Annotated in this window: 17 protein-coding genes and 1 pseudogene; 7 read left to right on the plus strand and 11 right to left on the minus strand. The window is 64.5% G+C overall.

Annotated elements, in window-relative coordinates; genetic code table 11:
* Positions 1 to 84 precede the first annotated feature (84 nt).
* Genes AC1DVN_RS04855 through AC1DVN_RS04870 form a run of 4 tightly spaced genes read left to right on the plus strand, consistent with a single transcriptional unit; the run spans position 85 to position 3,663 of the window.
* Complete coding sequence (locus AC1DVN_RS04855) at positions 85 to 1,092, plus strand: FecCD family ABC transporter permease (RefSeq protein ID WP_477993621.1); 1,008 nt, start codon at positions 85 to 87, stop codon at positions 1,090 to 1,092.
* On the plus strand, positions 1,089 to 1,907 hold the full coding sequence (locus AC1DVN_RS04860; protein WP_477993563.1) for an ABC transporter ATP-binding protein: 819 nt from the start codon (positions 1,089 to 1,091) through the stop codon (positions 1,905 to 1,907). The genes AC1DVN_RS04855 and AC1DVN_RS04860 overlap by 4 nt, the downstream gene beginning before the upstream one ends.
* Positions 1,904 to 2,965 carry an ABC transporter substrate-binding protein gene (locus AC1DVN_RS04865; protein WP_477993565.1) on the plus strand — a complete coding sequence of 354 codons (1,062 nt, stop codon included), beginning with the start codon at positions 1,904 to 1,906 and terminating at the stop codon, positions 2,963 to 2,965. Before AC1DVN_RS04860 ends, AC1DVN_RS04865 begins: the two co-directional genes overlap by 4 nt.
* Positions 2,962 to 3,663 carry a (2Fe-2S) ferredoxin domain-containing protein gene (locus AC1DVN_RS04870; RefSeq protein WP_069147055.1) on the plus strand — a complete coding sequence of 234 codons (702 nt, stop codon included), beginning with the start codon at positions 2,962 to 2,964 and terminating at the stop codon, positions 3,661 to 3,663. Before AC1DVN_RS04865 ends, AC1DVN_RS04870 begins: the two co-directional genes overlap by 4 nt.
* Positions 3,664 to 4,805: 1,142 nt before the next feature.
* Here the strand turns inward: AC1DVN_RS04870 and AC1DVN_RS04875 are convergent.
* The 5 genes from AC1DVN_RS04875 to AC1DVN_RS04895 form a co-directional block, all read right to left on the minus strand.
* Positions 4,806 to 6,251, minus strand: a complete 1,446-nt coding sequence (locus tag AC1DVN_RS04875) for an aldehyde dehydrogenase (RefSeq protein ID WP_003945530.1) — start codon at positions 6,249 to 6,251, stop codon at positions 4,806 to 4,808.
* Positions 6,252 to 6,255: 4 nt separating this feature from the next.
* Positions 6,256 to 7,425 (minus strand): Rv3169 family protein, encoded by a 1,170-nt coding sequence (locus AC1DVN_RS04880; protein WP_021333147.1) that lies wholly within the window; start codon positions 7,423 to 7,425, stop codon positions 6,256 to 6,258.
* A gap of 1 nt (position 7,426) precedes the next feature.
* A complete protein-coding gene (locus AC1DVN_RS04885) occupies positions 7,427 to 8,614 on the minus strand; it encodes a phosphotransferase family protein (RefSeq protein WP_029537623.1) in 1,188 nt (395 codons plus the stop codon).
* 139 nt (positions 8,615 to 8,753) lie between these two features.
* Positions 8,754 to 9,641, minus strand: coding sequence for an ROK family protein (locus tag AC1DVN_RS04890; protein ID WP_477993569.1), 888 nt, complete (start codon positions 9,639 to 9,641; stop codon positions 8,754 to 8,756).
* A gap of 4 nt (positions 9,642 to 9,645) precedes the next feature.
* Positions 9,646 to 10,416, minus strand: coding sequence for a class I SAM-dependent methyltransferase (locus AC1DVN_RS04895; protein ID WP_003945692.1), 771 nt, complete (start codon positions 10,414 to 10,416; stop codon positions 9,646 to 9,648).
* A 173-nt stretch (positions 10,417 to 10,589) separates the two neighbouring features.
* Here AC1DVN_RS04895 and AC1DVN_RS04900 point away from each other — a divergent pair, with 173 nt between their 5' ends.
* Complete coding sequence (locus tag AC1DVN_RS04900) at positions 10,590 to 11,804, plus strand: glycosyltransferase family 4 protein (RefSeq protein WP_019747129.1); 1,215 nt, start codon at positions 10,590 to 10,592, stop codon at positions 11,802 to 11,804.
* Here the strand turns inward: AC1DVN_RS04900 and AC1DVN_RS04905 are convergent.
* A complete protein-coding gene (locus tag AC1DVN_RS04905; protein WP_092765071.1) occupies positions 11,751 to 13,490 on the minus strand; it encodes an MmpA family trehalose lipid delivery protein in 1,740 nt (579 codons plus the stop codon). The genes AC1DVN_RS04900 and AC1DVN_RS04905 overlap by 54 nt on opposite strands.
* A 33-nt stretch (positions 13,491 to 13,523) precedes the next feature.
* Between AC1DVN_RS04905 and AC1DVN_RS04910 the strand changes: the two genes are divergently transcribed.
* A complete protein-coding gene (locus tag AC1DVN_RS04910; protein WP_031331334.1) occupies positions 13,524 to 14,750 on the plus strand; it encodes a lipopolysaccharide biosynthesis protein in 1,227 nt (408 codons plus the stop codon).
* Here the strand turns inward: AC1DVN_RS04910 and AC1DVN_RS04915 are convergent.
* Complete coding sequence (locus AC1DVN_RS04915) at positions 14,731 to 15,687, minus strand: ABC transporter substrate-binding protein (protein WP_020906427.1); 957 nt, start codon at positions 15,685 to 15,687, stop codon at positions 14,731 to 14,733. The genes AC1DVN_RS04910 and AC1DVN_RS04915 overlap by 20 nt on opposite strands.
* Positions 15,688 to 15,851: 164 nt before the next feature.
* The gene (gene pgfA, locus AC1DVN_RS04920; RefSeq protein WP_019747133.1) at positions 15,852 to 16,985 is read right to left on the minus strand and encodes a cell envelope lipid trafficking protein PgfA; all 1,134 of its coding nucleotides are present in this window, start codon (positions 16,983 to 16,985) and stop codon (positions 15,852 to 15,854) included.
* A gap of 216 nt (positions 16,986 to 17,201) precedes the next feature.
* Here pgfA and AC1DVN_RS04925 point away from each other — a divergent pair.
* Positions 17,202 to 18,251 (plus strand): annotated as a pseudogene (locus AC1DVN_RS04925) (acyltransferase family protein); the annotation flags it as partial.
* Between the two features lie 23 nt (positions 18,252 to 18,274).
* On the opposite strand, the gene AC1DVN_RS04930 reads toward AC1DVN_RS04925, so the two are convergent.
* From AC1DVN_RS04930 to AC1DVN_RS04940, 3 genes are all read right to left on the minus strand, one after another.
* Positions 18,275 to 22,609, minus strand: coding sequence for an alpha-(1->3)-arabinofuranosyltransferase (locus AC1DVN_RS04930; RefSeq protein WP_477993622.1), 4,335 nt, complete (start codon positions 22,607 to 22,609; stop codon positions 18,275 to 18,277).
* Between the two features lie 43 nt (positions 22,610 to 22,652).
* Entirely contained in the window at positions 22,653 to 22,826 is a 174-nt protein-coding gene (locus tag AC1DVN_RS04935; protein WP_003945488.1) for a DUF2613 domain-containing protein, read from the minus strand.
* 129 nt (positions 22,827 to 22,955) lie between these two features.
* Complete coding sequence (locus tag AC1DVN_RS04940) at positions 22,956 to 24,044, minus strand: isochorismate synthase (RefSeq protein WP_477993573.1); 1,089 nt, start codon at positions 24,042 to 24,044, stop codon at positions 22,956 to 22,958.
* Between the last annotated feature and the right edge of the window lie 9 nt (positions 24,045 to 24,053).

Genomic DNA, 24,053 nt, shown 5'->3' on the forward strand with positions numbered 1-24,053 from the left:
GCTGTTGGCGGAGCTCTGTCTCCACCTACCCACCTGCCTTCGCCGAAGGCTGGTGCGCCTCGAGGACGGCTCAGTCCGGGTATCGTGCTGCCCGCTCTGCTGGTCGTCACCGTGCTCTCTGCTGTGTGCGCGTTGGCATTCGGATCCGAGATGCTCCCCGTGTCCACTGTGGTGGACGTGGTGCACTCGCGCTTTGGAGGCCCACCCGTCACGCGTTCCGAACTTGCGATCGTGTGGGGGATCAGAGCACCTCGGGTACTGCTCGGTCTGGCCGTCGGCGCTGGTCTTGCCGTCGCCGGCGTGGTGGTGCAAACCCTCGTCCGTAACGCTCTTGCCGATCCCCACCTGCTGGGAGTGTCGTCCGGCGCGAGTGTCGGTGCCACCGCCGTCATCACCACCGGACTGTTCGCCGGCGCGGGAGTATGGGCGCTCAGCCTCGGCGCGATGATCGGGGCATTGGGAGCTGCGATTCTCGTCTTCACCATCGCGACGCTGCAAGGCGGTATCACTCCACTGCGATTGGTTCTGACCGGCACCGTTACCGCATCCGCCCTGTCGGCGATCGCGAGTTTTCTGGTGCTGCGTACCAATGATTCCCAGGCCGCGCAGTCCGTATTGTTCTGGCTCCTGGGAAGTTTGGCCGGGGCATCCTGGGACAAGTTGTGGGCGCCGGTCATCGTAGTGTTCCTGCTGACGGCAGCGGTGTTCGCCCTGCACGGTTGGCTGGATGCGCTGGCGGCCGGACCGGACGTCGCGGCTTCGCTCGGTATTCCCATCCGAACCCTGCGAAACGTGCTGTTCGGCGTGCTGGCAGCGTTGGTCGGCACGATGGTTGCAGTGTCCGGCGCGATTGCCTTCGTAGGCTTGGTCATACCGCACGTCACACGCATGCTCGTCGGAGCCAGACATCGAGTGGTGTTGCCGGCGGCAGCGCTGATCGGCGCGTCGTTCCTGGTGTGGGTCGACGTCGTGGCGCGGACCTCGTTGCGGCCGACCGAGATCCCGCTGAGCGTGGTGACCGGGGTGATCGGTGCCCCGCTGTTTCTCCTGCTTCTCGGCCGTCGGCGCTACCGATTCGGTGGCAGTTCGTGAGCGCCCGCGCCCTGGCGGTGACCGCGTCCGGAGTCGTCGTCCGCATCGACCACCGAACCGTCGTCAAGGGCGTCGACATCGCGGCGGACGCCGGTGCAGTAGTCGGCGTCGTCGGTCCGAACGGATCGGGCAAGTCGACTTTGTTGCGTGCGCTTGCCGGTCTCGGACCGATCGCTGACGGTGACGTCCGCGTCGGCGGCGAGTCCGTGCACGCGATGTCCGCGCGTTCGCGGGCCAAAGCCATTTCTTTTGTGGCGCAGGAAGAGCAGAGTCCCGCCGATTTGTTGGTTCACGAGTACGTGACTCTGGGGCGCACGCCACATACAAAGCCCTGGAGTGTCGGCGGAAAGCACGAGAATGCCGTCGTTGATCGTGCTCTGGGCGAGGTCGGAATGATCGAGCACAGGCTCTCTTCGATGGACACGCTTTCCGGCGGCGAGCGTCGGCGGGTATTTCTCGCCCGAGGTCTCGCGCAGGACGCCGGCGTGCTCATCCTCGACGAGCCGACCAATCATCTCGACATCCGGCATCAACTCGAACTGCTCGATCTGGTCCGGTCGTTGGACCGGACGGTGATCATGGCACTGCACGACCTCGATTTGGCTGCGGCAGTGTGCGATCGGGTGCTCGTGCTCGCGGATGGAGTGGCCAGGGCGTTCGGACATCCATCCGACGTACTCACCACCTCGGTGGTGGCAACTGTCTTCGGCGTCGAGACTTTCGAGCTCGTGAACCCCGCGACAGGCCGTTCACACCTCGTATTCGAATCACGAAATTCTCAACTACAACAATCATTTTCGGAGAGTGCACTTTGATACATGTCAAGACTCGAGCGTCGTTCGGTGCGGTTGTAGCCGCGACAGCGTTGTTGACAGTTGCCGGCTGCTCGGCAACCGCGCCCGTCGACGAAGCTGCAGACAAGACTTCGGTGACAGTGGAGAACTGCGGGACCGAAAGCACTTTCCAGCTTCCGATCGAGAACGTCGTTGCGACAAGCAATGCGGCCAATATCGGCACCATTCTCCGAGTCGGCGGTTTGGATCGTCTCGCGGCCGTCGTGTTGAACACGAACAACGACGCGATCATGGAGTCGATGTTCGGCCCTGGAATTGCGGACGTCCCACACCTGGACGGAACGATCACGATGGAGACGATTCTGGGTAAGCAGGCGGACCTGGTGGTCGGCTCCTACAGTGGCTTGTTCAAGGGAGCCTCCGGTGTGACGCCGGAATCGCTGCAGAGCAACAACATCGATGCATATGTGATCTCCGATAGTTGTAGGCAGAGTGCCGCAGCGGATTCCGCGCTCGGCACGATGGGTCCGTGGGATGCCCTTCGTGCGGACGTGACCAATTACGGAAAGCTGTTCGGAACCGAGGACACTGCCGCCGAGGCATTGACCGAATTGGATTCACGTTTGGCACGTCTGGAGTCCGCGCCAGATGCCGCCGACAAGCCGAAGGTCTTGATCTACGACAGCGGTGAAGAAGATCTGTACACCAGCGGAGGCAACGGAGCCCCCAACGGAATCATCGACGTCGCCGGGGGAACCAACGTGTTCGCCGACGTCGACAACACCTGGTTCAAAGCGAGCTGGGAGACCGTCGCGAAGTCAGAACCCGACGTCATCGTGATCATGGACTACAAGAAGAGCGCTGACGAAGTACAGGGCAAGATCGACGCGATCAAGAGCCGAGAAGGCCTACGCGATCTCGACGCCGTCAAGCAGAACCGCTTCGTCGTACTCCCGCTCGCGATGTTCACCAGCGGATTCCCCAACGTCTACGGCGCGGAAGAACTGCGCGCGAAGATCGAAGAGTTCGGACTTGCTCCGTCGAGCGGGATCGACTGGACAACCGCGCCGTCGGCATGAGTGTCGACAGTGGTTCGCATCGGGTGATCGTCGTACTTCGGCCGACCGTCAGCGGCCTCGACGAGTCGGCCGCGCGACGGATGTTCGACGCTGTTCGGGCCGGCGCCGACGCCGACGTTCGTATTGCGTACCTCGATGTCGCGTCGCCGAGCCTTCACGAGGAACTCGATCGAGCGCATACCGATGACGTGGGCAAGGTCGTGTTGATTCCAGTTGCGGTGCCGAGGGATCGGTACCTGCTCACGTGGACCAGCAAGGCGGTTGCGAACTGGCGCGAAACCCGGATCGGTGCCGAACTGGAAGTCTCGCTCCACGAATCGGAAACGCTCGAAGGTGCTGTGGCCGCGCAGGTGATCGATGAACTCGGCGCGGCCGGAAAGCCGATCACTGCCAGTCCGGCGTCGTATCGCAGTCCGGCTTGGTCGGTGATCGAGCAGCACGATACGCATCTGTTGGTGTGCAAGGGGCCCCGCTGCATGGCGTACGGAGCAGGGCCTCTCCACCGGGCCATGAGTGCGGCGGCCAAAGGCACTTCGGCAAAGGTGACGGGAACCGGTTGTCTGAGCCCGTGCAACCTGGGCCCGTTGGTGATCGCGAACCCCGGTGGCACCTGGTTCGGTCATGTGGACGCCGGTGACGCTGAAGCATTGGTCGCAGGTCAGGAGAATCAATTGATGGATCACGTTCTGGACCGGTAGATACAGGTCGGCGAAACAGAGAACCCGCTGAGCGCGAAGTGCGCTCAGCGGGTTCTGTCCATCAGTGAGACGGTCAATTCGATTCAAGTGGTCGAATATTTCTTGCGGACCCGGTCAGCCTGAATTGATTTCTCTTGAATGCAACCAGGACCCTGTGGCGATTGTCCGTCAATCAGACGACTGCCATGAGTATCGAGATTGGGTAGAAATATTCAGACCAATGCGAATTCGAGGAGTGAACCATGGGATACGACAATAGGTGCCGGGATTGCCAGCACGGCAAATGTTCGGTCTGCAACGGGGAGGGGAAGGTGTGGGGAACCTTTGGAAATTGCACGAGGTGCCACGGGCAAGGCGGTAGCCCATGCGCGCAGCACCGATGAGTCAATGCTGCTCAGGCTAGCGCATTAGGTTCGGTGAACGTCGATGTCAACGCTATGAGAGTTGGCTGCCGAGTGCCTGAATCCGGCGAAAAATATTCGTTATCAATCGGTCGAGAGGATATTCAATGGACATGGTAGTAGTCGGATTCATTGCATTCATCTCCTATGCTGTAATCGGTCGGGCAATAGGGACGTCTTACTGGAGAAGGAAACACGGAGTGTATCGCTCCTTTTTCTCGACAGAGGCGATATTTACAGGAATGTTCGGATTTCTAGCAGTTGGTCTCACGTGGCCCGTTTCCATATTCATCCCTGCAGTTCGAGCGCCCGAGCTTTGCACGCACGGCAGTCATATCCTGGAACGGGATTCTGCGCGTCGCGAGTATGAGCAGATGGAGGATGCGCTTCGTCGGGAGCGTGGACTGGCCTGAATGGTGCCTCGATTACGTTTGAAGCCCGCCGATTGACCAATCGGCGGGCTTCAAACATTCATGTCTCAGGAACCGAAGGGAAGGGTTCCCGGCGGGATCTGGTATCCACTGCTGCCGACGGAGGCGCTGCCCCAGAGTGCGAGGAAAGCGTTGATGGCGTTGGTGAGCATATGAATGTCCTTTGTGAGATGACTGATTCGTTTTCGACGGTACCGGGTGGATCTGTGGATTCGCTGGGAGTTGGCACCCATTTCATGGGGCTGGCACCCGTTCCGGCAGGTCGGAACGGGTGCCAACTGTCAGCAAAGGGTGCCAACTCCCGGGTGGGTCAGCCCACGTAGCCGGGCGGCATGAGTACGGACTTGGTCTCGCAGAAGGCTTCGAGGCCCTCAGGTCCGTTCTCGCGCCCGATACCGGAGTTCTTGTAACCACCGAACGGTGATCCGGGATCGAAGGCGTACCAGTTGATCGCGTAGGTACCCGTGCGGATCTGCGCGGCAACTTCGAGTCCGTGATCGATGTCGGTGGTCCACACCGATCCGGCGAGGCCGTAATCCGAATCGTTGGCGATCTTGATGGCCTCGTCCTCGGAGTCGTACGGGATCACCGAGAGAACGGGTCCGAAGATCTCCTCGCGTGCGATGGTCATCGAGTTGTCCACGTCGGCGAAGATCGTCGGCTCGACGTACCAGCCCTTGTCCAGGCCGGCGGGACGTCCACCACCGAGTACGACGCGCGCGCCTTCTTCCTTGCCCTTGGCGATGTAGCCCTCGACGCGCTCGCGCTGCTTCTCGGAGATCAGCGGGCCGAGTTGTGCTGCGGGATCGGACGGATCGCCGACGGTCATGAAGCCTGCCGCGGTCTTCATTCCCTCGATGACCTCGTCGTAACGCGAACGGGGAGCGAGGATTCGGGTCTGAGCGACACAGGCCTGGCCGGTGTTCATCAGGCCGGACATGACGAGCATCGGCATTCCGGCGGCGATGTCGGCGTCCTCGAGGATGATCGCGGCGGACTTGCCACCCAGTTCGAGGGAGCAGCGCTTGAGGTTCTGCGCGGCGATGGCACCGATCTTGCGGCCGACGGCACTGGATCCGGTGAACGTGATCTTGTCGATGCCCGCATGAGAGACCAGGTATTCGCCGGTCTCGGCTCCGCCGGGGAGCACGGAGATGACGCCTTCGGGAACGCCTGCCTCGGTGAAGATCTCGGCGATCACGTGGACGGAGAGAGGGGATTCGGGTGCGGGCTTGAGCAGTACGGTGCAGCCGGCGAGCAGCGCGGGGGCCAGCTTGTTGATCGCCAGGAACAGCGGGACGTTCCAGGCCAGCACGGCGGCGACGACGCCGACGGGCTCACGGGTCACCTTGGTCTGCCCGAACGCACCGGTGCGCTTCTCTTCCCACGCGAACTTGTCGGCCAGCTCGGCGTAGTAGCCCAGCGTCGCCATCGATGGGGTCTGCTGCATCATGCCGACCATGGCGGGCGGCTGGCCCATCTCGTTGGAGATGAGCTGGTTGATTTCCGCGCTGCGCTCTTCGATCAGCTTGGCGGCCTTGGCGAGGATCGCGCCGCGCTCGGCGGGGGTGGTGCGTGACCACGGTCCCTCGAACGCCGCGCGGGCTGCGGACACAGCCGCGTCGATGTCTGCCGGTGCTGCGATGGGACAGCTGCCGACGCGCTCCTCCGTTGCGGGAGAGAACACTTCGAGTACCTGGTCGGTGGCCGGGGCCACCCATGCTCCACCGATGTAGAGCTTGTCGTAGTCAGTCATCAATTCATTCCTCGGTGTTGTCGGTCGCCGCGAGGGCATACGCGTCGTCTGCCTGTGCGGTGTCGGTGAAACTGGTGAATCCGTATTTCTCGTGCGGTCCGATGGCGGCTACCTCGAAAAGACCGGTGCCGGTGTTGGTGTTCGTGCCTTCGGTGAGCGTGAAGGACGCGAGGTTGTCGACGGGGGAGAACATGCGTTGGAACGGTTCGATCTCGTGGACCTTGTGGCGGAGCCCTTGTACGACGAGTTCGCCCTGCCACATTCCGTGACGCCAGTCCTGTTCGAGCCCGTAGCCGGTGCCGATTCCGATGTAGTTGGCCAGCAACAGTTCGCAGGTGACGGTGAGGACTTCACCGCCTGGCCGGTGGAAGGTGATGGTCGCTCCGGTGACGTCGCGGGTGTCGGGGCAGAACGTCAGCTCGTGTTCGGGTCGGCCGAGCCATTCGTTGTCCCTGGCTTCGTCCGGCCACACTCGCATGGCTTCTTCGACGATGCGCCTGCCCTGCTCGTCTTCCTGCATGATCACCGAGATCGTGAACTCGTCGAACTGCATGACCGCGTAGATCCAGAAGAAGTTCTGGATTCCGTCGACGGCGCGTCTGCCTTGCGGTTCGGCTTCACCGACCGGACGCACACCCCACGAGCGGTCGCGATTACCTCGCCACGTCTTCGGGTCGATCGCGAAGTCCTCCCCGTCGACGGTGAGCGATCCGGTCCACGTGCCGGTCTGCAGGAAGCGTGAGGTGTCGAACGTGACTCGTTCGAGTTGACGGCGAAAGTGCTTGGGCTCGAGCGCCGCGGGGATGGTGGCATCGAAGGTGATGTCGAAGGAGAGATCGTATTCGCTGCCCGGTTCGAGTACGACGCGGAGCTTCTGCAGTCCCTCGAGCACTTCGACGCGCAAAGGTCCGACGGTGGTGTCGGTACGGTCGGCACCCAGCGCCTTCGACATGCGAGCAACGATGTGGTCGTCACCGCGGCGAAGGACAGCGAATGCGTCCATGACGCCGAGGTTGGGGTACTGGCCGAGTCCGACGATGAGGAACACGTCGGGGGATTCGGTGGGGTAGCAATTGAAGTAGTAGCGGTCGTAGAAGTTTCGATCCGAGGTGGCTACGTGACGGATCGGTTCGGCGATCTGGTGAACGGGATAGTCGTCCATCGGTGAGAGCATGTCAGGCCAACCTCTCCCAGTAGGTACCGTCGAGCATCGCGGCGAGCGAAGCGCGGTGCATGATCATGTCGTCGGGGTCTTCGGGTCGCTGCGACTGGCCGAAAGCTATGGCGCGGGCCTGGATTCGCCACATGATGACCGCCTGACGCAGTGCGGCATAGGTAACGTAGAACTCCAGATCGTGTGGGGTGTGGCCGGTGATCTCGGCGTAGGTCTGCGCGAGATCCGGCAGTCGAAGGAAGTCGGGAAGACCGGGTAGGTTCGCCAGTCCGGCGATGTCCTCGAAGAACCTGTGCAGGAATGCCATCCAGCCCAGATCCATCTCTCGCGGGCCGAGAGTTGCCATTTCCCAGTCGAGTACGGCTACCGGCGCGAAGTCCTGGTACATGACGTTGCCGATGCGCGAGTCGCCCCAACAGAGCACCGCCGGAGAATCGTCCGCGGGATTGTTCTCCTCGATCCAGTCGAGGGCACGTTCGATGAGCGGTGATCTGATGCCGTCGGAGACCACCCACTCGTAGTACGCGCGCTGCTCGGCGATGTGCGCCGTGAATGCGTCTCGTGCAGTCGTTCCCGAATTCGGGAGTCGGAGGAAGTCGAAACGCTCGCACGGCTTGTCGATGGCGTGCAATTGAGCCAGGACGTCGACCGAGTTCTGTTGGAGGGTTTTTCGCTGCTCGGGGGACGCTTCGGTGACCCACGATCCGAAGTTGTACGGCATGACGTCTGGCGGCACGTCGCCGGAGATTCGTTCCATCACGAAGAACGGCGCACCCAACGCGTCCGGGTCGGATTCTGACCAGTACACCGCGGGTACGGGCACCGCCGAGTGCTCGCGCACCTGAGCCATGGTGCGGAACTGGGATTCGAGGTCGTAGGTCGGAAACACCGGCATGGTCGATTCCGTCGGTGCCACCCGAGCGACCAAGGGATGATGATCGCCGTCCCAGGTGGCGTCGAAGAGGATGGTTTCGCTGGACATGCCGTTGGCTGCGGGCAAGGTGACGTCGGCGACGGTCACAGTGGATCCGCTCGGCACCTTGCCGGCCATCCACCGTTCCAGGCGCTCACGGAGGTCTTCGGTGTCGCGGAGGGAATCGCTCGGTCGGGCGACCTGGGCGTGATGCTCGGTTTCATCGGTCGAAGAAGCAGTCGAGGCAACGTCAGATGAGGAAGCGTCTGGGCTCACGGTCACCTCCTTCCCGTAGGCGTCACGTGCAATGCCCGTAACGGTGTGAGTCAGAACACTAAAACACGTTACAGAAATTGGGAACAGGTGGCACCCGTTTAGTGGGACTCCCTGCGGATTTATCGGGGAAGAACGCGTGTCAGATAACGGCGGTGAGCGCGAGCAAGCCCGCACCGGTCAGAGTTCCGGCGCCACCCAGCTCGGCGGGAACGATCCGGAGCCCGGCGATGAACGACAAACGGGCATGTCGGGCAGCCGCGTCGAGCATCGGTTCCCACAGCGGTGCACCCGACTGGGCGAAACCGCCGCCGATCACCGCGAGGTCCACGTCCAGGAGGGCAGCCGCCGAGGTGATGGCACCACCGAGCGCCGTGCCTGCGCGGTGGAGCGCGTCCACGGCGATCGCGTCGCCGCTGCGTGCACCCTCGGCTAGTTCACGGCCGGTGTTTCCCGACCAGCTCTGGCTACGAGCCCATCGCACCGCGGACGGTCCACTGGCCACCGTCTCGAGGCAGCCGACGCCCCCGCAGCTGCACGGTTCGGAAGATCCTGGAACGACGAGGTGGCCGATGTGACCGGCGTTCCCCGTGCGACCCCGAGCAATCTCACCGCCGAGGACGATTCCTCCGCCGATTCCCGTCGAGACGACCAGGCTCAGGAGGTTCGGGGTTCCGCGTCCGGCGCCGTGGTGGAACTCCGCCAATGCCGCTGCGGCTCCGTCCATGGCGAGGGCAGTTCCGGCATCGGGAAAGACGCTGCGGACGCCCGCTACGAGCTCGAATCCCTGTGCCCACTCGGTGATGTTGATGGGGGCGACGACGCCGGCGACGGTGTCCACCGGCCCGGCGCAAGCGATGCCCACACCGTCGACGTCGCGGCCGTCTGCGACTCGTTCGAGCAGCGCCGCACACGCTCCCCACGGGTCGGTCTGCGGCGTCGGCACACTGTCGAACACGGGAACGCGGCCGTCCTCGGACACGACGCCGGCCGCCATCTTGGTGCCACCGATATCGAGTGCGAGGCGCATGTCGCTATCGCTTTTCGAGAACCACGACGAGGTTGCTCACCAGGAACTCCCGAAGACCGGGGACTCGGACCATCCACCACGCCCACGACGGGTGGTAGCGCGGGATCGCGGCGAGCAACGTGCCCTGGCTGGTTCCACGGGCCCAGCGTAGGCCGTCGGTGGCGCCGACTTTGAACAACGACACCCCGAATCTGTTCTTCGGTTCGCGTCCGGTCTTGCGGAGGTACCGCTTGGCTGCGTACTCGCCCCCCAGCGCGTGCCACGGTCCGGTTTCGTGGCCGCCGAACGGACCCCACCACAGGGTGTACGAGAGAACCATCAAGCCGCCGGGCTTGGTCACGCGCAGCATTTCCTCGGCCATCAGCCAGGGCTCGCTGACGTGTTCGGCCACGTTGGAGGAGAAGCAGATGTCCACGGACGAGTCCAGGAACGGCAGTGCCAAACCGGATCCACGCACCGCGCCGCCCACGGTCAGACCTGCTGCGTGCATCTCCGACGGATCGGGTTCGACGGGAATGTAGCGGGCACCTGCGGCCTGGAAGACCTCCGCGAAATAGCCCGGACCGCCGCCCACGTCGAGGACGGTGAGACCGTCGAGGGAGCGCCCGGTGTGACCTTCGTGCAGGTCCGAGATCAATTCGACGGAGTCGCGCGCAAGCGCGCCGTAGAAGATGTCGGGCGCGGACTGCTCGTGGCGGAAGTCGCTGAGCAGGCCGAACGAGCGTTTCAGGGTTGCCCGTCGGCCGAAAATGCGGGTCACTGCGGGCTTGGTCACGGGTAGCAACTTTAGCCACTGGGTCGCCCGGTCCACGAACACCGTCAGGAGCGCGGCAATACGGACGCTCGAACAGTTAGGGTGTTCGGCAGGGTTACCGGCCGGTCAGGCGGGGCATCCCGCAGGATCGCCCGAACCGGGGTGGCCACCGACCAACTCAGGGAGTAACGCACGTGCGCGAGGTTCTGTTGCTCTGCTGGCGCGATACCGGGCATCCCCAGGGCGGTGGAAGCGAGCGTTACCTCGAGCAGGTCGGATCCCAGTTGGCCGAGCGCGGTATCAAGGTGACGCTGCGGACGGCGTCGTATCCCGGGGCGCCCGCTTCGGAGGTTCGAGACGGCATCACCATCAGCCGGGCCGGTGGACGTTTCAGCGTGTACCCGCGCGCTCTGGCCGCCATTGCCGCCGGACGTCTGGGTTTCGGATCGCTCAAGGGCATCCGCCCCGACGCGGTGATCGACACCCAGAACGGCATCCCCTTCTTCTCGAAGACCGTGGCGGGTGCACCGGTCACGCTTCTGGTCCATCACTGCCATCGTGAACAATGGCCGGTGGCAGGCAAGCTCGTCGGCCGGATCGGCTGGTGGGTCGAATCGCGATTGTCACCGCGCACTCATCGACGTAGTCAATATCTGACGGTGTCGCTTCCCTCGGCGGAAGAATTGGTGGACCTCGGTGTCGAGCGCGAACGAATTGCCGTGGTGCGCAACGGTGCCGATCGGCTCCCCGTCGGCGTCGACGCGGGCGGATCGATCACCAGGGCCGAGCGTCCCACCATCTCGGTTCTCTCACGGCTGGTGCCGCACAAGCAGATCGAGGACGCACTCGAAGCGGTCGCAGCCCTGCGGCCGACGCTTCCGGACATCCATCTCGACGTCATCGGTGGTGGTTGGTGGGAGCAGAACCTGCGCGATCGCGCCGCCGAGTTGGGGATCGGTGACGCCGTCTCGTTCTACGGCCACGTCGACGAGGCTCGTAAACACGAACTGCTGGCGCAGTCGTGGATCCACCTCATGCCTTCGCGGAAGGAAGGGTGGGGCCTGGCGGTCATCGAGGCTGCGCAGCACGGTGTTCCGACGATCGGTTACCGCAGTTCCAAGGGCTTGACCGATTCGATCGTCGACGGAGTGACCGGGCTGTTGGTCGGCGGTGAGCACGCAGGCGACGGCGACATCGCTGATCTGACGCAGGCGGCAGGCACCCTGCTCCGCGACCACGAACTCCGCACGGTGCTCGGTGAGAAAGCTCGGGTGTGGTCGGGCGAGTTCTCCTGGGAGCAGACCGGCACCGGAGTGCTCGAGGTGCTGACCGCGCACAAGGACGGTCGGTGGGTCTCAGGACTGGCCGCGCCTCGCGAGTCGAATTCGGTTCTGGTTCAGTCCGACTGAGATCAGCGCGATCACGCCCATCAGTATCCAGGCGAGATGCGCAACGATGACGGCCGTTCGGGCGCCGGTCGACGCTTCCTGCGCGGCAACATCTCCCGGTACCCGGTAGAGCTCGAGATCGTTGTCGGCAAAGACCTGTTCCAACCCGTCGAGTGTCGCTGCCGCCTTGCCGAGCTGGCCTGGTGTCTCACGCTCGATCAGTACCCATCCGACTCCGAGATCGGCCAACTGCGTAGGACTCCCGCCGGCAAGCAGCACATCCTCGACCTGGGTGGCCCGGGTTCCTTCACCGCCGACAGCACCACCGGCAACCACCAGTTGGCCGGTCTGCAGAACGTCGAGCGGTAGGAAGCGTGGTGCTGGATCGAGTACCGGCGCATCACCGCTGTAGGGGAAGGCGCGGAACATCCCAGCGGGAAGCACTGCAACGTCACCGGTTTCGTCTCGTAGTTGCTCGGCCACCACGGCCCAGGACCCGGGATAGTGCACGGGTTTCAACGCGCCGCCGACACCCCACACCAGATCCGGTAGCGCCACGATCGTCACCACGACGGCGGCGATCGAGAATGTCGGGCGGGGAAGGGAGAACCGATTGCCCGCCCACATCACCGCGGCGGCGGCAGCGAGTGCGTAGAACGGTACGGCCAGCGCGACCCACTTCTGGGCGTCACGCAGTAGACCGGCGCCGGTGAACACCTCGACCGACCATCGGCCGACGTCGAGCCCCCACGGAGTAGCGCCCAGGGTCGGAGCGAGCACCGCGAACAGGGCCAGCGCGCCGAGTCCACTGACAACGGGGTTCCGGCGTCGGCGCCATAGAGCGGGCACACCGGCAAACACCACGACAAGCAGAAGAACTGTTCCGACCAACGCGAAGAGTGTTGTGCGCGTGGATGGTACCGCTGCCGAGTTCCAGATACCGCCGAGCCCGGCGAGGCTGCCGAGCGTCGCGAGTCCCGGTTCTGCTCGGGCGGCAAAGGCGGCGACTCCCGCCGGATCGGAACCGTCGCCTGCTGCTCCGGATACGAAGGTGGCGACCAACCACGGCGAGGCGGCGACGAGGAACAGCCCGATAGCGCCGCAGACACGCCGCATGGCCGAGGTTCGGCCTCCTGGGGTGGCAACCACCACCAGCGCGGCCGTCAGAGCGAGCAGAGCGCCGGTAGGTGTCAGGCCCGCGAATGCCAGTGACGCGGCCAACGCCCACCAGGACCCGGGCGTGGCTCGGCGAACTCCGATTCCGGCACCCACGATCCACGGCAGTGCGGCATAACCGGTCAGCAGGCTCCAATGTCCTTGCAACAGGCGCTCGGCCACGTAGGGGTTCCAGAGCATCACCGTCGACGCGACCAGTTGTGGACCGAGACCGGCCGTCGGCAGCAGGACGGCGACCATGCGCGCCGCACCCCAACCGGCGAGCCAGAGCGCCACGAGCAGGATGAACTTGACCACCAGTCCGCCGTCGATCACGGTGCTCAACGCTGCGATCAGCGCGTCCTGGGGAACGGCGCGGGCTGCGGCGTCGGTGAGTCCGAGGGCGGAGTCGGTCAGGTACGAGCGCGGCGTGCTGACGGCGTCGCGCAGCAGGAGGTAGCCGGGGCCCAGCAGCGGTCCGAGGATCAACAGTGCCAGCGCCAGGCTGTACGCCGCAGGCAGGTAACGGCGGTATCCGGCTTGCACTGTCATGACGCGCACGATACGTGGTGCATCATTACTGCCATGCCTCGCCAACCACTCGATCGCGCCGCCGCGGCCGGGGTCGGCATGGTTTTGGTGGGATCGATGACGGCCAATGTCGCGTCGTACCTGTTGGCATGGTTGGCCAGCCGATGGTTGGGTCCGGTCGGCTACGGAGAGTTCGCGAGTCTGCTTGCCGCCCAGTTGGTACTTGCGGTTCCGGCTTTGGCGTTGCAGACGGTGGTCGCCCGCGAGGCGGTGCGTGGCAAGAGCACAGATGCGTTGCGGTCGTTGGGGTATCGATGCACCGCGATCGTCGCCGTCCTCGCGGTTGCGCTCGCTCCGGCGATGGCGTGGCTGCTCGACACCGGAATCGTGGCGTCGTTCTCGGCATTGGTGACTGCGCCCATGTTGGTTCTGCTGGCCACGGAGCAGGGGTTGTTGCAGGGTCACGGTCGATTCGGCACTCTCAGCGCTGTGCTGGCCGGGGCCGGGGTGATGAAAGTCCTTCCGGCAGTAATCGTTCTGGCTTTCGGCGGCGGGGCAGGCGCGGCATTGGTCGCGGGCGCGGCCGGAACTGCGTTGCTGGTGGCGATAGTTCGAGTGGTCGACCGAACCGTCTCGGTGAGCGAGGACCGTGCGGTGCGGATCGGCGTCGTCTCCGTGCTCGCGGCGTCACAAGTCCAGCTTGCGTTGATCGCGTTGTCTTCGCTGGACCTGCTGATCGTCCGCGTCGTCCTCAGCGAGTACGACGCCGGTGTCTACGCACTCGGAGCCGTCGCGACGAAGGTGGCGTTCTGGCTGCCACAGGCAGTGGGCGTCGTGCTGTACCCGAAGATGGCGAATCCGGCGCACTCGGCGCAAGCGGTTCGCTCGGCGTTGGCGGTGCTCGTCGGTATCGGCGCCGTGTTGGTTCTGGGGGCGGCGGTTGCCGGCCCGCTGGTGCCGATGCTCGTGGGCGACGCGTACGCCGCCGTGGCTCCGATGCTGTGGGCCTTCGCCCTGCACGGTGCAGCGCTGGCGGTACTCCAGGGTGCTTTGCTGTCCGCAATCGCGTCAGAACGCACGCGAGTGGCCCTTCTGGCGTGGGCAGGACTGGTTGTGGAGGCGACGGTCATGCTGGTGTGGGCGAAGACGCCGGGAGAGTTGATCGGCGTCGCCGTGGTGGTGGCGTCGACGACGGCCTTGGCGGTGTCCGTCGCCGCAGTGCGAAGTGCCGACCGCGCCCGGCCGGCACCTCACAGCGACGTCAGTTCTCCAGACGCGTGAACAAATCGTCGAAGTAGTCGAGCGTACGCATCGCGGTGTAGACGGATCCGTAGTTGATGTTCCCACCCGTGTAGACGACGTTGTCGCCTTGTACTGCGCGGATACGGTTCCACATCGCGCGGTCGTCGGTGACGGGATCCACGCCGGGCGCGGTGGTGACGATCATTCCGTCGGCCGAGTCGAGGGAAGTCACCAGGTTTTCGGTGGAGATCTCCTTCTGTCCCTCGACGGGCCACTGGAGTTGGACGCCGAGGTCTTCGGCCACCTGCGTGGAGATGCCCTTGCGGTTGACGCCGTTGACCTTCTGATTCACGTAGTTCAGCAGCACGATCTGCTTGCTCGCCAAACTCCGGGCGTGGCGTTCCTTCAATCCGGCTGCTTTGTCCTCGTACGCTCCGATGACCTGACGGACTTCGGGGTTCTCGGTGCGATTCAGCCAACTCGCCAACTGATCGATGTTCTCGCGCCACGGACGGGTGAAGTCCATCGGAAGCACAGGCGCTGTCTGGCTCAACTGCTGCAGCGGCCACATGTCGGAGGCCTCACCGATGTCGGTGCAGATGATCAGGTCCGGTTCCAGCGCGAGAATTGCCTCGACGTTGACCGGTGCCTCGAACACCTGCGCCGTGGGATCGGCTGGAACCCACGGCTCGGCGGCGTCGAAGCTGTACGCGATGACCGGCAGGCCCATCGCAACGGCTGGTTCGAGGTCGAGTCGGGAGTCGATGGCGACGACGCGCTTCGGTGTCACCGGAATGTCGTAGGTTCCGAGCGAGGTCGTGACCGTGCGCATCCCGGACGCATCGCCCTCGGTACCGGCGGACCTTGCGCAACCGGCGGCGAACAGCCCGGAGAATGCAGCACTGCCGACAACAAATCTCCGACGTGTCAGATCGCTGACACAGATGTGCGAACCCAGAACTGTTGATGCGGGCATGTGGCTCCTCGTGTTCGGTCTGGACTTCCAGAAAACGCTAAGCCCGCGACCACGCGGAGGGAACGACCCGTTGCGCCAATCCGTACGCCGATCCGGCAACAAAGTCCCGAAATGCAGCAGAGCGCCCCTTCCGTGTGGAAGGGGCGCTCTGCTTACTGCCTGAATCAGTCCTTGCGCAGATCCGGACGCGGGATCACCTGAGTGTCGTCCGAGGTCCAGTCGTGCTCACCCGGAGCCGGCTCGGGCGAACCCTGGCCGCTGGGATTCTGGTTCGTTCCGCCGTGTGCAGCGCGGGCCGGAGTTCCGCCCTTGCCGCCGCGAAGGCCGAGGAAGATACCGGCGATCAGCGCGATGACTCCGAGGACACCTGCCACGATCGGGACGGTGCGGCCGAACAGCGAGAGCTTGTCCATGCCGTCACGCGCCTGCTGGACCTGGTACTCGATGGTCGCCTCGTCGAAGGGCAGCGTGACCTTGAGAACCTCGACGTCGACGGCATCCTTGTTGCGGCCGTAGTACTGGTGCAACTGCTCCTGGCCCTTGACGACGACACCGGTCTTGGGCTCGACCCACAGATCACGGACGTTGGTGTACCAACGCGTCATCGTGATCGGGGTTGCGCCGCCGGGAACGCCCCAGGTGTCAGCGGGAAGGCTCAGCTTGTTGGTGGGGGAGTTGACGACCTTCGACAGGTCGACGGGATCGATCGTCTGCTGGAAGTGGTACACCTTCAGACCGTTGATCTCGGTCTCTTCGACGAAGTCGATGTCCTTCGTGGCGCGAGCGTTCAGGTCGAAGTAGGGGTAGCTCTTCTGTTCCGTGTTGAACGGGAACTTGTACTGCAGACCGTCGCGGGAAACTTCTTCGGCGGGCTGGTCGCTGGACGTCTGGACGGTTCCGACCGGATCGTTGGTCGGCATCGAGCTGACGCGATCGAGCGTGACGCGGTCCAGGGTTGCGGTCAGCAGTCCGGTATCGCCCTGCTTGTCGGTACGACGGACCGTCTGGCCGGCTTCGACGGTGATGATGTCGGCGTCGGACGGGTCCTGCGTGGTGACGTAGCGCTGAGCGACGATCGGCACGTTGGTGTCGACCTGTGCCTTTCCGCCGAGGAGGGCCGCCGAGTTGAGGACGCTACCGGTGCCCGTGGCGACGGTGGTCACCTCGAGGTCGAGTGGCGTCTTCTCCAGCTTGCCTACCGTGTAGGTAGGAATGAGGATGGCGATGGCCAAAAGGAAGGCACCGAGGCCCACCAGAATGCAAGGAAGTATCCGGCTCGGCCCTGAGCGTTCCGCCATGCTGTGACTCCTAACCCGTTAAGTCTTTCGAGGTTCCCCAACCGGCACAATATGAGCTGCGCAGATCGCATGGGGCCCCCGATGGACACCATGTGTGGCAGAACACTAACAGTCCACCGGCCCGGTTTGTCGCATGAGGGCATGAATTGGCCAGGCATTTTGTTGTGAGTCCCTGGTGGTTTCCCTCAATCGGCCTGGGGTGCACACTTATCCGTGATGATCAGTTCCACGAATTCCTCTCAGACGGTCCCGCCACAGGCTCGGGGCTTCGTTCCGGCTTTGGACGGTATGCGTGGATTGGCCGCGCTCGGCGTCCTCGTCACCCATGTCGCGTTCCAGACCGGTGAAGCGCAGTCCGGTGCGATCGGGCGCGCGTTCGGTCGACTCGATCTCGCCGTAGCGGTGTTCTTTGCCTTGTCCGGATTTCTCCTGTGGCGCCCCCACGCGGCAAAGGCTCGCGGAATCGGGCAGCCGCAGTCGACCGTCCGGTACTGGATCTCCCGCGCGACGCGCATTCTGCCGGCGTACTGGGTGGCAGTGGTCCTGATCCTGCTGTTCCTGCCCGGAGCCGGCGGGGGCTACCAAGTGTGGCTGGCGAATCTCGGGTTGGCGCAGGTCTTCGTGCCGTTGACACTCACCGAGGGCCTCACGCAGATGTGGAGCCTGTCGGTCGAGGTGGCGTTCTATGTTCTGCTGCCGCTTTTCGCGTATCTGATGGTCCGACTACGAGGAAACTCGGTCCGGTTCCGGCTGCCGCTTCTGCTCGGGGTGTCGGTCTTGGCCTTGACGTGGGCATTCATTCCGATTCCGACGCCGGACGCTATCCACCACGACAACTGGTTGCCGGGCTACCTGCCGTGGTTCGGCGCCGGCATGGTGCTGGCCGAGCTGGCAGTGGGCCCGTCGACATGGGTGCATCGCCTCGCGCACCGTCGGGTACTCCTGACCCTGATTGCCTTTATCGCCTTCGTTCTCTCGTGCACTGATCTGGCCGGGCCCGAAGGTCTGGTGCGGCCTGAGCCGTGGCAGTACGCGATCAAGATTGCACTCGGTGCGATCATCAGCTTCTCGTTGATCGCGCCACTGGTTCTGCGCGATCAATCGCAGCATCGGTTCCTGGCCAGTCCATTGGCGCTGGCAATCGGACGCTGGTCCTACGGCCTGTTCATCTGGCACCTGGCCGTACTGAACGCTGTGTTCCCCGTATTCGGCATAGTTCCGTTCTCGGGCAGCTTCTTCTACGTCCTGGCCCTCACGGTCGTCCTGAGCGTCGCTGTGGCCTCGGCCAGTTACGCCTTGGTGGAGGAACCGGCGCGCGTCGCGGTCACGCGGTGGGAGAAGCGCCGCCACATCGGTGAACCGGCAAAGGGCAACGCGGCCAACCCGGTCACGACCAAGGCCACCAACATCGAGAACTGAATCGCGAACGAGTCGCCCACATAGCCGCCCGGCGCCCGCCACGGTCCGGTCGAGAGCAGCGTGATGCCGATCATCGCGGCCACGCCGGCGGTGCCGACGAGAATGCGTGCGGTCCGAGCCGGGCCGAAGATTCGCAGCGCGGCAAGTCCGAGGATCGAGCACACAACTGCGATCGCCGCTCCCACTCCGCCGCCGATGACGGTGGCCGCCGCGAGCACGCCCACCCATCCTGCCGCGACGCTGCGCCACGGTCGGGGTGGTGTGAGGGGCTTGGGCTCTCGGCGCGTGGGGACAAGAGCCGCGAACAACAGCGGGATCAGCAACACGAGCCCGCCGAAGATGCCGAGGCGGTACCAACGGTCGCTGGGGAAGTCGATGGTGACGGTTCCCGCGGTGCCTGCCGGCACGATCCAGCCCTGCTGCCAACCGTTCACGACCACCGGCGTCAGCTCGGAACCGTCCGGCGCCGTGGCGATCCAACCGATGCTGGTGCTCTCGGGATTGACGATCAGCTGATCGGCGGACGAGTTCGTGACGGTGAGTTCGCGGTGATTCGCCGTCCACGCGGTCGATTCGAGCGGTGTATTCCGTTGCGCGGCTGAAGGACCGACAGCCGTCAGATCGAGATTGTCGACCGAGAATGCGGGGCCTGGTTCGACGACCACTTCAGGCTGTCCCGCCGGCAAAGTCGCCGAAGCGTCCAGACCGCACACACGTGCCTCGACGGGTGCGCCGGTCCGAAGTTGCGTCGCCGTCGCCGTGATCGAGGTGGGGAATTGCTGTCCGGCAACCGAAATGGTCGGGCCGTCGCCACAGGTGACGGTGACGGTGCGGTTGTCGAATGATTCTGCGCCCTGCACTCCGGAACCGGCGATCGGGGTTCCGTCGGCACCGACGACGCCGACCTCGGCGAGGCCGGTGGGCTGCGCCTGGGCGAAGCCGAGCGCCGTCTGATCGAGGACCGGTTCCCAAGCGGTGATGCTCAGGACGATCTTGTCGGTGACGAAGGGGGCGAGGGTAACTCGACTGGTTCGAGGCGTGTCGTCCGAGGGTTCGGGCAGCTCTCGCACCTGCGGCCCGTTGCCGAGATTCACCGCGACACTGGTCGGCAGCGACGGCAGAGTGCCAAGTCCCCGGGTGATGTCCAGGCCGGTGACCAGGGTGGGCTCGGGAAGATTGAGAGTCAGCGTCGGTTTCGGGCCGCCCGGTTCTGTGGTGCTCTGCGGCGCCGACCACGTGGTGCGTGCGTCGCCGTCGGTGGCAGCGAAGGCAGATCCGCGTGTGTCGCCGATGTCGCTCGAACCCGAAGCCGTGATTCGGCCGGGGACGGAAAGCAGATCTTCGAGGGCGTTGCCCTGACGCGCTCGGACAGTCAGTGTCGGTGCAACGACTGTGTTTTCGGGCACCGTGAGCGTGCGCTGGAAGCGGCTCGGCTCTTCGGGTATCGCCATGAATGCATTGCTGCACCGCACGCGGTCCGTCGAGTCGGCGCAGGCGTTGCGGCCGGGGAACTCCTGGCTCAGGTTCCACGCGTTCACAGATGCGCCCGTCGGCGTACTCGGCAGGGCCGTGTCGAAACGGATCGGTACGGTCTTCGGCGCGCTGCGATCGGAGAAGTCTTCGACGGAGAGTTCGCTGATGCCGAACTGTGTTCCAGGCGATCCGTTTTCGGTGTGAGTCGCTGTGACGCGTACCCACGGAGTGTTGCCACCCGGAATCGAGACGGTGATGGGCTCACCGGGACGCTCCACCTTCACCGCCGTGCTGCCGTTCGGTGTCGAGACCTCGAGCCATTTGACGGGAGCTCCGATTGCCGCGGCACTGGTGGTCAGATGAAGCAACCCACTGGAAATCGGTGTGTCGAAGTCGATCTGCAACCACTGGCCCAGTGCGCGCTCGATGCCGTTGCTGAACCAGCCGGTGGCCGGATCGCCGTCGACCGTCGACGCGGGACTGCTCGACGGTGAGGTGCCGCCCAGCTGGGTGGCGTCGGAGGCGGCGCTGGAAACGGTGATCGAAGCTCCGCTCCAATGGCCTTCCACGAGAGGCGTGTTCGCAACCGGGTAGTCGGGCACCAGATTGTAGGTACGACGAGCGTCGTCAGGGGTGCGCAGGGCGGAACTGTGGTTGTCGACCTGACCGAAATCGGTTTCTCGATCGCGCGGTGTGTCGGTGACGGTGACAGAATCGACGGGCAGTCCCGCAGCTTCGGCGTCGGCGGCGAGAATCATCGGCCCGGTCCCCGGAACCAGCCCGCTTTCGTGAAGTCGTACAGACGATTCCGGCCCACCTTGTACACGCGGAACCTGGTTCAGGTCGACGGAGTACGGGCCACTGACCGCCGGGGTGCCGTCGGGCGGGGTGACCTCGAAGATTTCGATCGCCGGGTAACCGGGACGCAGATCGCTGTCCGCGACCAGCCCTTCGATCTGTTCGGGGCTGTCGTCTTCACCGAAGTGGGCGACTCGCTCGATCCCCGGCGAGCCTTCGACCGCCTGGTGCACGAGTATCGGCCTGGCCGATCGCGACGTTTCGCCGTCGAGGTCGTTGCGCATCACCAGGTAGTGGATGCCCTGCCCAAGCAAGGTCTGCGCGAGACCGTCCGACGGCCGTCCGTCGGCGATGAGACGTTGCACCGAATCGAGCGCTCGGATCGCGCCGGGAGGGGTCAGCGGGACCGAGTCACGCACCGCCCACGGCGTACTCGCCAAAGCCTGAAGCGGTTCGTCACGCGTCAGACCCCAGACCTGGCTGCCGAAGGGCGCTCCCGGGACGACCAGGGCACGTTCGGCTTCCGACCCGGGGGAGGTGTTGTCCTCGAGCCACTGCGCTGCTTCGTTCCAGTACGAGGGAACGTCCGGATACGCACCGCGGGGAGCGAGCTTTCCCGTCCAGGCCAAGGCGGTGGAGAGGGTGAGGGCAACGAGGATCAGGCTGGTCAGTGCGACCATCGGTTCGCGCTCGGGATGGGCGAACGCGCGGCGCCATCGGGCGAGTGGAACCGATCCCGGTAGTGGCACTTTGGCCAGCAGGTGTGCGAGTCCGAGCACCAGCGGCAGACGGACCAACGGCTCGAGCTTGTGGACGTTGCGCAGCGGCGCGCCCGCCGAGTCGAGGAACAGGCGTACCGACTCCGACACCGGCGAGCTGAGTTCACCAACGTATCCCGCGGCCAGGCCGGTGATACCGACGAACAGGATGAGCGTCAGCCGGCCGCGAGCAGGCATGGACCGCATGCAGAGCCCGGCGAGGCCGGCGGCGGCAACCAGACCGGTGGCGACAACTGCTGCGGGCTGGGTGACCAGGACGGCGCCGGCAATGCGTTCGGGGGAGACGAACGGGGTCCAACTGTCCGTGCCGCGAAGTATCTCGGCCAGCGACGCCCACTGCGTGGTGACACCGGCGGACTCGATGTAGTCGAGGAACGGTGGGCTGATCTTGCCGAGCAGAAGTAGCGGCACGATCCACCAGAGCGTGCCGAGAGCGACGAACAGCGCCCACCACGCGGTGAACGTCAGCCATGTTCGGTTGGGTTTGTGCGAGAGCCACCAGATGATCGCGACCAGGCAGGCCGCGGCAGTGGCGACGGCATTGATCGAACCCATGAGCGCGACGGCAAGCGCGGATTGTGCGGCTAACCGCCTCAACCCCCGTGAGTGGTTAGGGAGTCCAGGGACTCCTTTTCCACGCACAGGGCCGAAGGCCAAAATCACCGGCAACAACACCCACGGCGCCAGCATCATCGGCAGGGTTTCCGAGGAAATCGAACCGAGCGTGGTCAGCACGCGAGGAGAAAGAACAAAGGCAACCGCTGCGATGACGCGCGAACTACGGCTGCCGATACCGAGAGCCTCGGCAACTCGGATGATGCCCCAGAATCCTGCGATCAGAAGCAGCGCCCACCAGATGCGCTGGGTGATCCACGGCGGAACGTTCGCCAACTCGCCGAGCGCGAAGAACGGCCCGTGCGGAAAGAAATATCCGTAGGCCTGGTTCTGAACCTGGCCGAGCGGGGCCTGACTACTCCACTGATGCGACGCGCGTTCGAGAAAACCGAACGGATTCTGCGTCAGGTCGTACTTGGTGTCAGCGGTGATCAGACCCGGCGATTGCAGAAAAGTGAGAAGAAACGCTACGACGGAGGCGCCGAACAGCCACCGCTTCGACAGGGGCTCTGCCGACGGGGCGGTGTCTACCGAAGACACCGCTGCGTCGGCGGAAGAACGGGAACTCGCGAGGCCTGCGCTCTCAGCGGCTGCCGTACTCAACCTGGTTCAGCACGGAAGAATCTGCGTTTCCGCTGCGGTCGATCTCGGGACGAGTGTTGTCCGACGCGGCGGCCGTGACACCGAAGATGACGCCGGCACCCAGAACGGCACCGATGACAGCGCTGGCCACACCGGGGACAAGGAACTTCGTCATCGCGGATCTCCCAATTGGTCGTTAGTCGGTCGTTCGCGGTCGGACGGACTTACCGGCCCGTACGAACTGCTCGGGTCAAGGTATCACCCGCACTCGAGAATCCGGACGATTACCCTCGTGACGTGCTGGTCAGTCGAGGGTTTCGGCACCGAGCGCGGTCAACAGAGTGCGCAGTTTCGTAGATGTCTCGTCGAGTTCGTCCTGCGGATCCGATTCGGCGACAATTCCACCACCCGCGCTGGCCCAGGCGTTGCGGCCGTCTGCACTGATCTCGGCGCAGCGGATGGCAACCACCCAATCGCCGTCACCGGCCTCGTCGCACCATCCCACGGCGCCGCCGTAGAAACGGCGCGGCTCCTCGGTCTCGCGGATGACTTTCAGCGCCACGTCGGTGGGTGTTCCGCACAGCGCGGGCGTCGGATGCAGCGCGATGGCGAGGTCGAGCGCAGTGGTGTCGTTTCGCAGCGTGCCGCGGATCGGGCTGGCCAAGTGCCAGACCTCGTGAGTATTGGTCAGTTCGGGAGTTACCGGCACCGACAGATCGCTGCACATCGGTTGCAGGACCTCGCGGATCCACGCCGTCACGAAGGCGTGCTCGGCCAGATTCTTCGTCGAATGCAGAAGGCTTTCGCCTGCCTCGCGGTCTTGATCGGCGTCGGCGGATCGCTTGGTGGTGCCGGCCAACGGGCGACACGTCACGACGCGACCGCGTCGACTGACCAACACTTCGGGCGTCGCGCCGACCAGGCTGTGGCCCTCGAATTCGGCTCCCGCAGCAGAGAGGTCGACGGCAAAGGTGTTGGCGACGGGATTGAGCGCCGCCATGCGTGCGGCGAGCGCGGTCGGAGAGATCGGGGTCTGCGTGCGAAGTTCCACAGTGCGAGCCGCGACAACCTTGTCGATCTCTCCGCTGCGGAGGCGTCCGATCAACTTTTCCACCCGACGAAGATGCTCCGACGACGACGGGATCTCCCGGTCAACCCGGGTCGTGGGCAGGGCCTGGGGATCGCACGGTTGCCACGGCCGCGACGTGATCGTCGCCTCGGCAGGTTCGTACAACGCCGTTGCGGCAGCCGGGTCGAAGGGGAGCGCTCCGACGATCAGCTTTGTCGTACCTGCCGACAGAGCGTGGGTGGCCGCGTCGGAGCTGTCGAAGCTGCGTCGTACGCCGCGGGTGACCACGCTGTGATCGGGGCGCGAGAGAACAAAACCGTCCATGGTGGCTTC

The organism is Rhodococcus sp. P4_E4, assembly GCF_056401575.1.

Coding starts and splice junctions, on each gene's coding strand:
- AC1DVN_RS04870 (WP_069147055.1), top strand. CDS start 2,962: ATGAGTGTCGACAGTGGTTCGCATCGGGTGATCGTCGTACTTCGGCCG.
- AC1DVN_RS04875 (WP_003945530.1), bottom strand. CDS start 6,251: ATGACTGACTACGACAAGCTCTACATCGGTGGAGCATGGGTGGCCCCG.
- AC1DVN_RS04880 (WP_021333147.1), bottom strand. CDS start 7,425: ATGCTCTCACCGATGGACGACTATCCCGTTCACCAGATCGCCGAACCG.
- AC1DVN_RS04890 (WP_477993569.1), bottom strand. CDS start 9,641: ATGCGCCTCGCACTCGATATCGGTGGCACCAAGATGGCGGCCGGCGTC.
- AC1DVN_RS04905 (WP_092765071.1), bottom strand. CDS start 13,490: ATGACAGTGCAAGCCGGATACCGCCGTTACCTGCCTGCGGCGTACAGC.
- AC1DVN_RS04910 (WP_031331334.1), top strand. CDS start 13,524: ATGCCTCGCCAACCACTCGATCGCGCCGCCGCGGCCGGGGTCGGCATG.
- AC1DVN_RS04915 (WP_020906427.1), bottom strand. CDS start 15,687: ATGCCCGCATCAACAGTTCTGGGTTCGCACATCTGTGTCAGCGATCTG.
- pgfA (WP_019747133.1), bottom strand. CDS start 16,985: ATGGCGGAACGCTCAGGGCCGAGCCGGATACTTCCTTGCATTCTGGTG.
- AC1DVN_RS04935 (WP_003945488.1), bottom strand. CDS start 22,826: ATGACGAAGTTCCTTGTCCCCGGTGTGGCCAGCGCTGTCATCGGTGCC.
- AC1DVN_RS04940 (WP_477993573.1), bottom strand. CDS start 24,044: ATGGACGGTTTTGTTCTCTCGCGCCCCGATCACAGCGTGGTCACCCGC.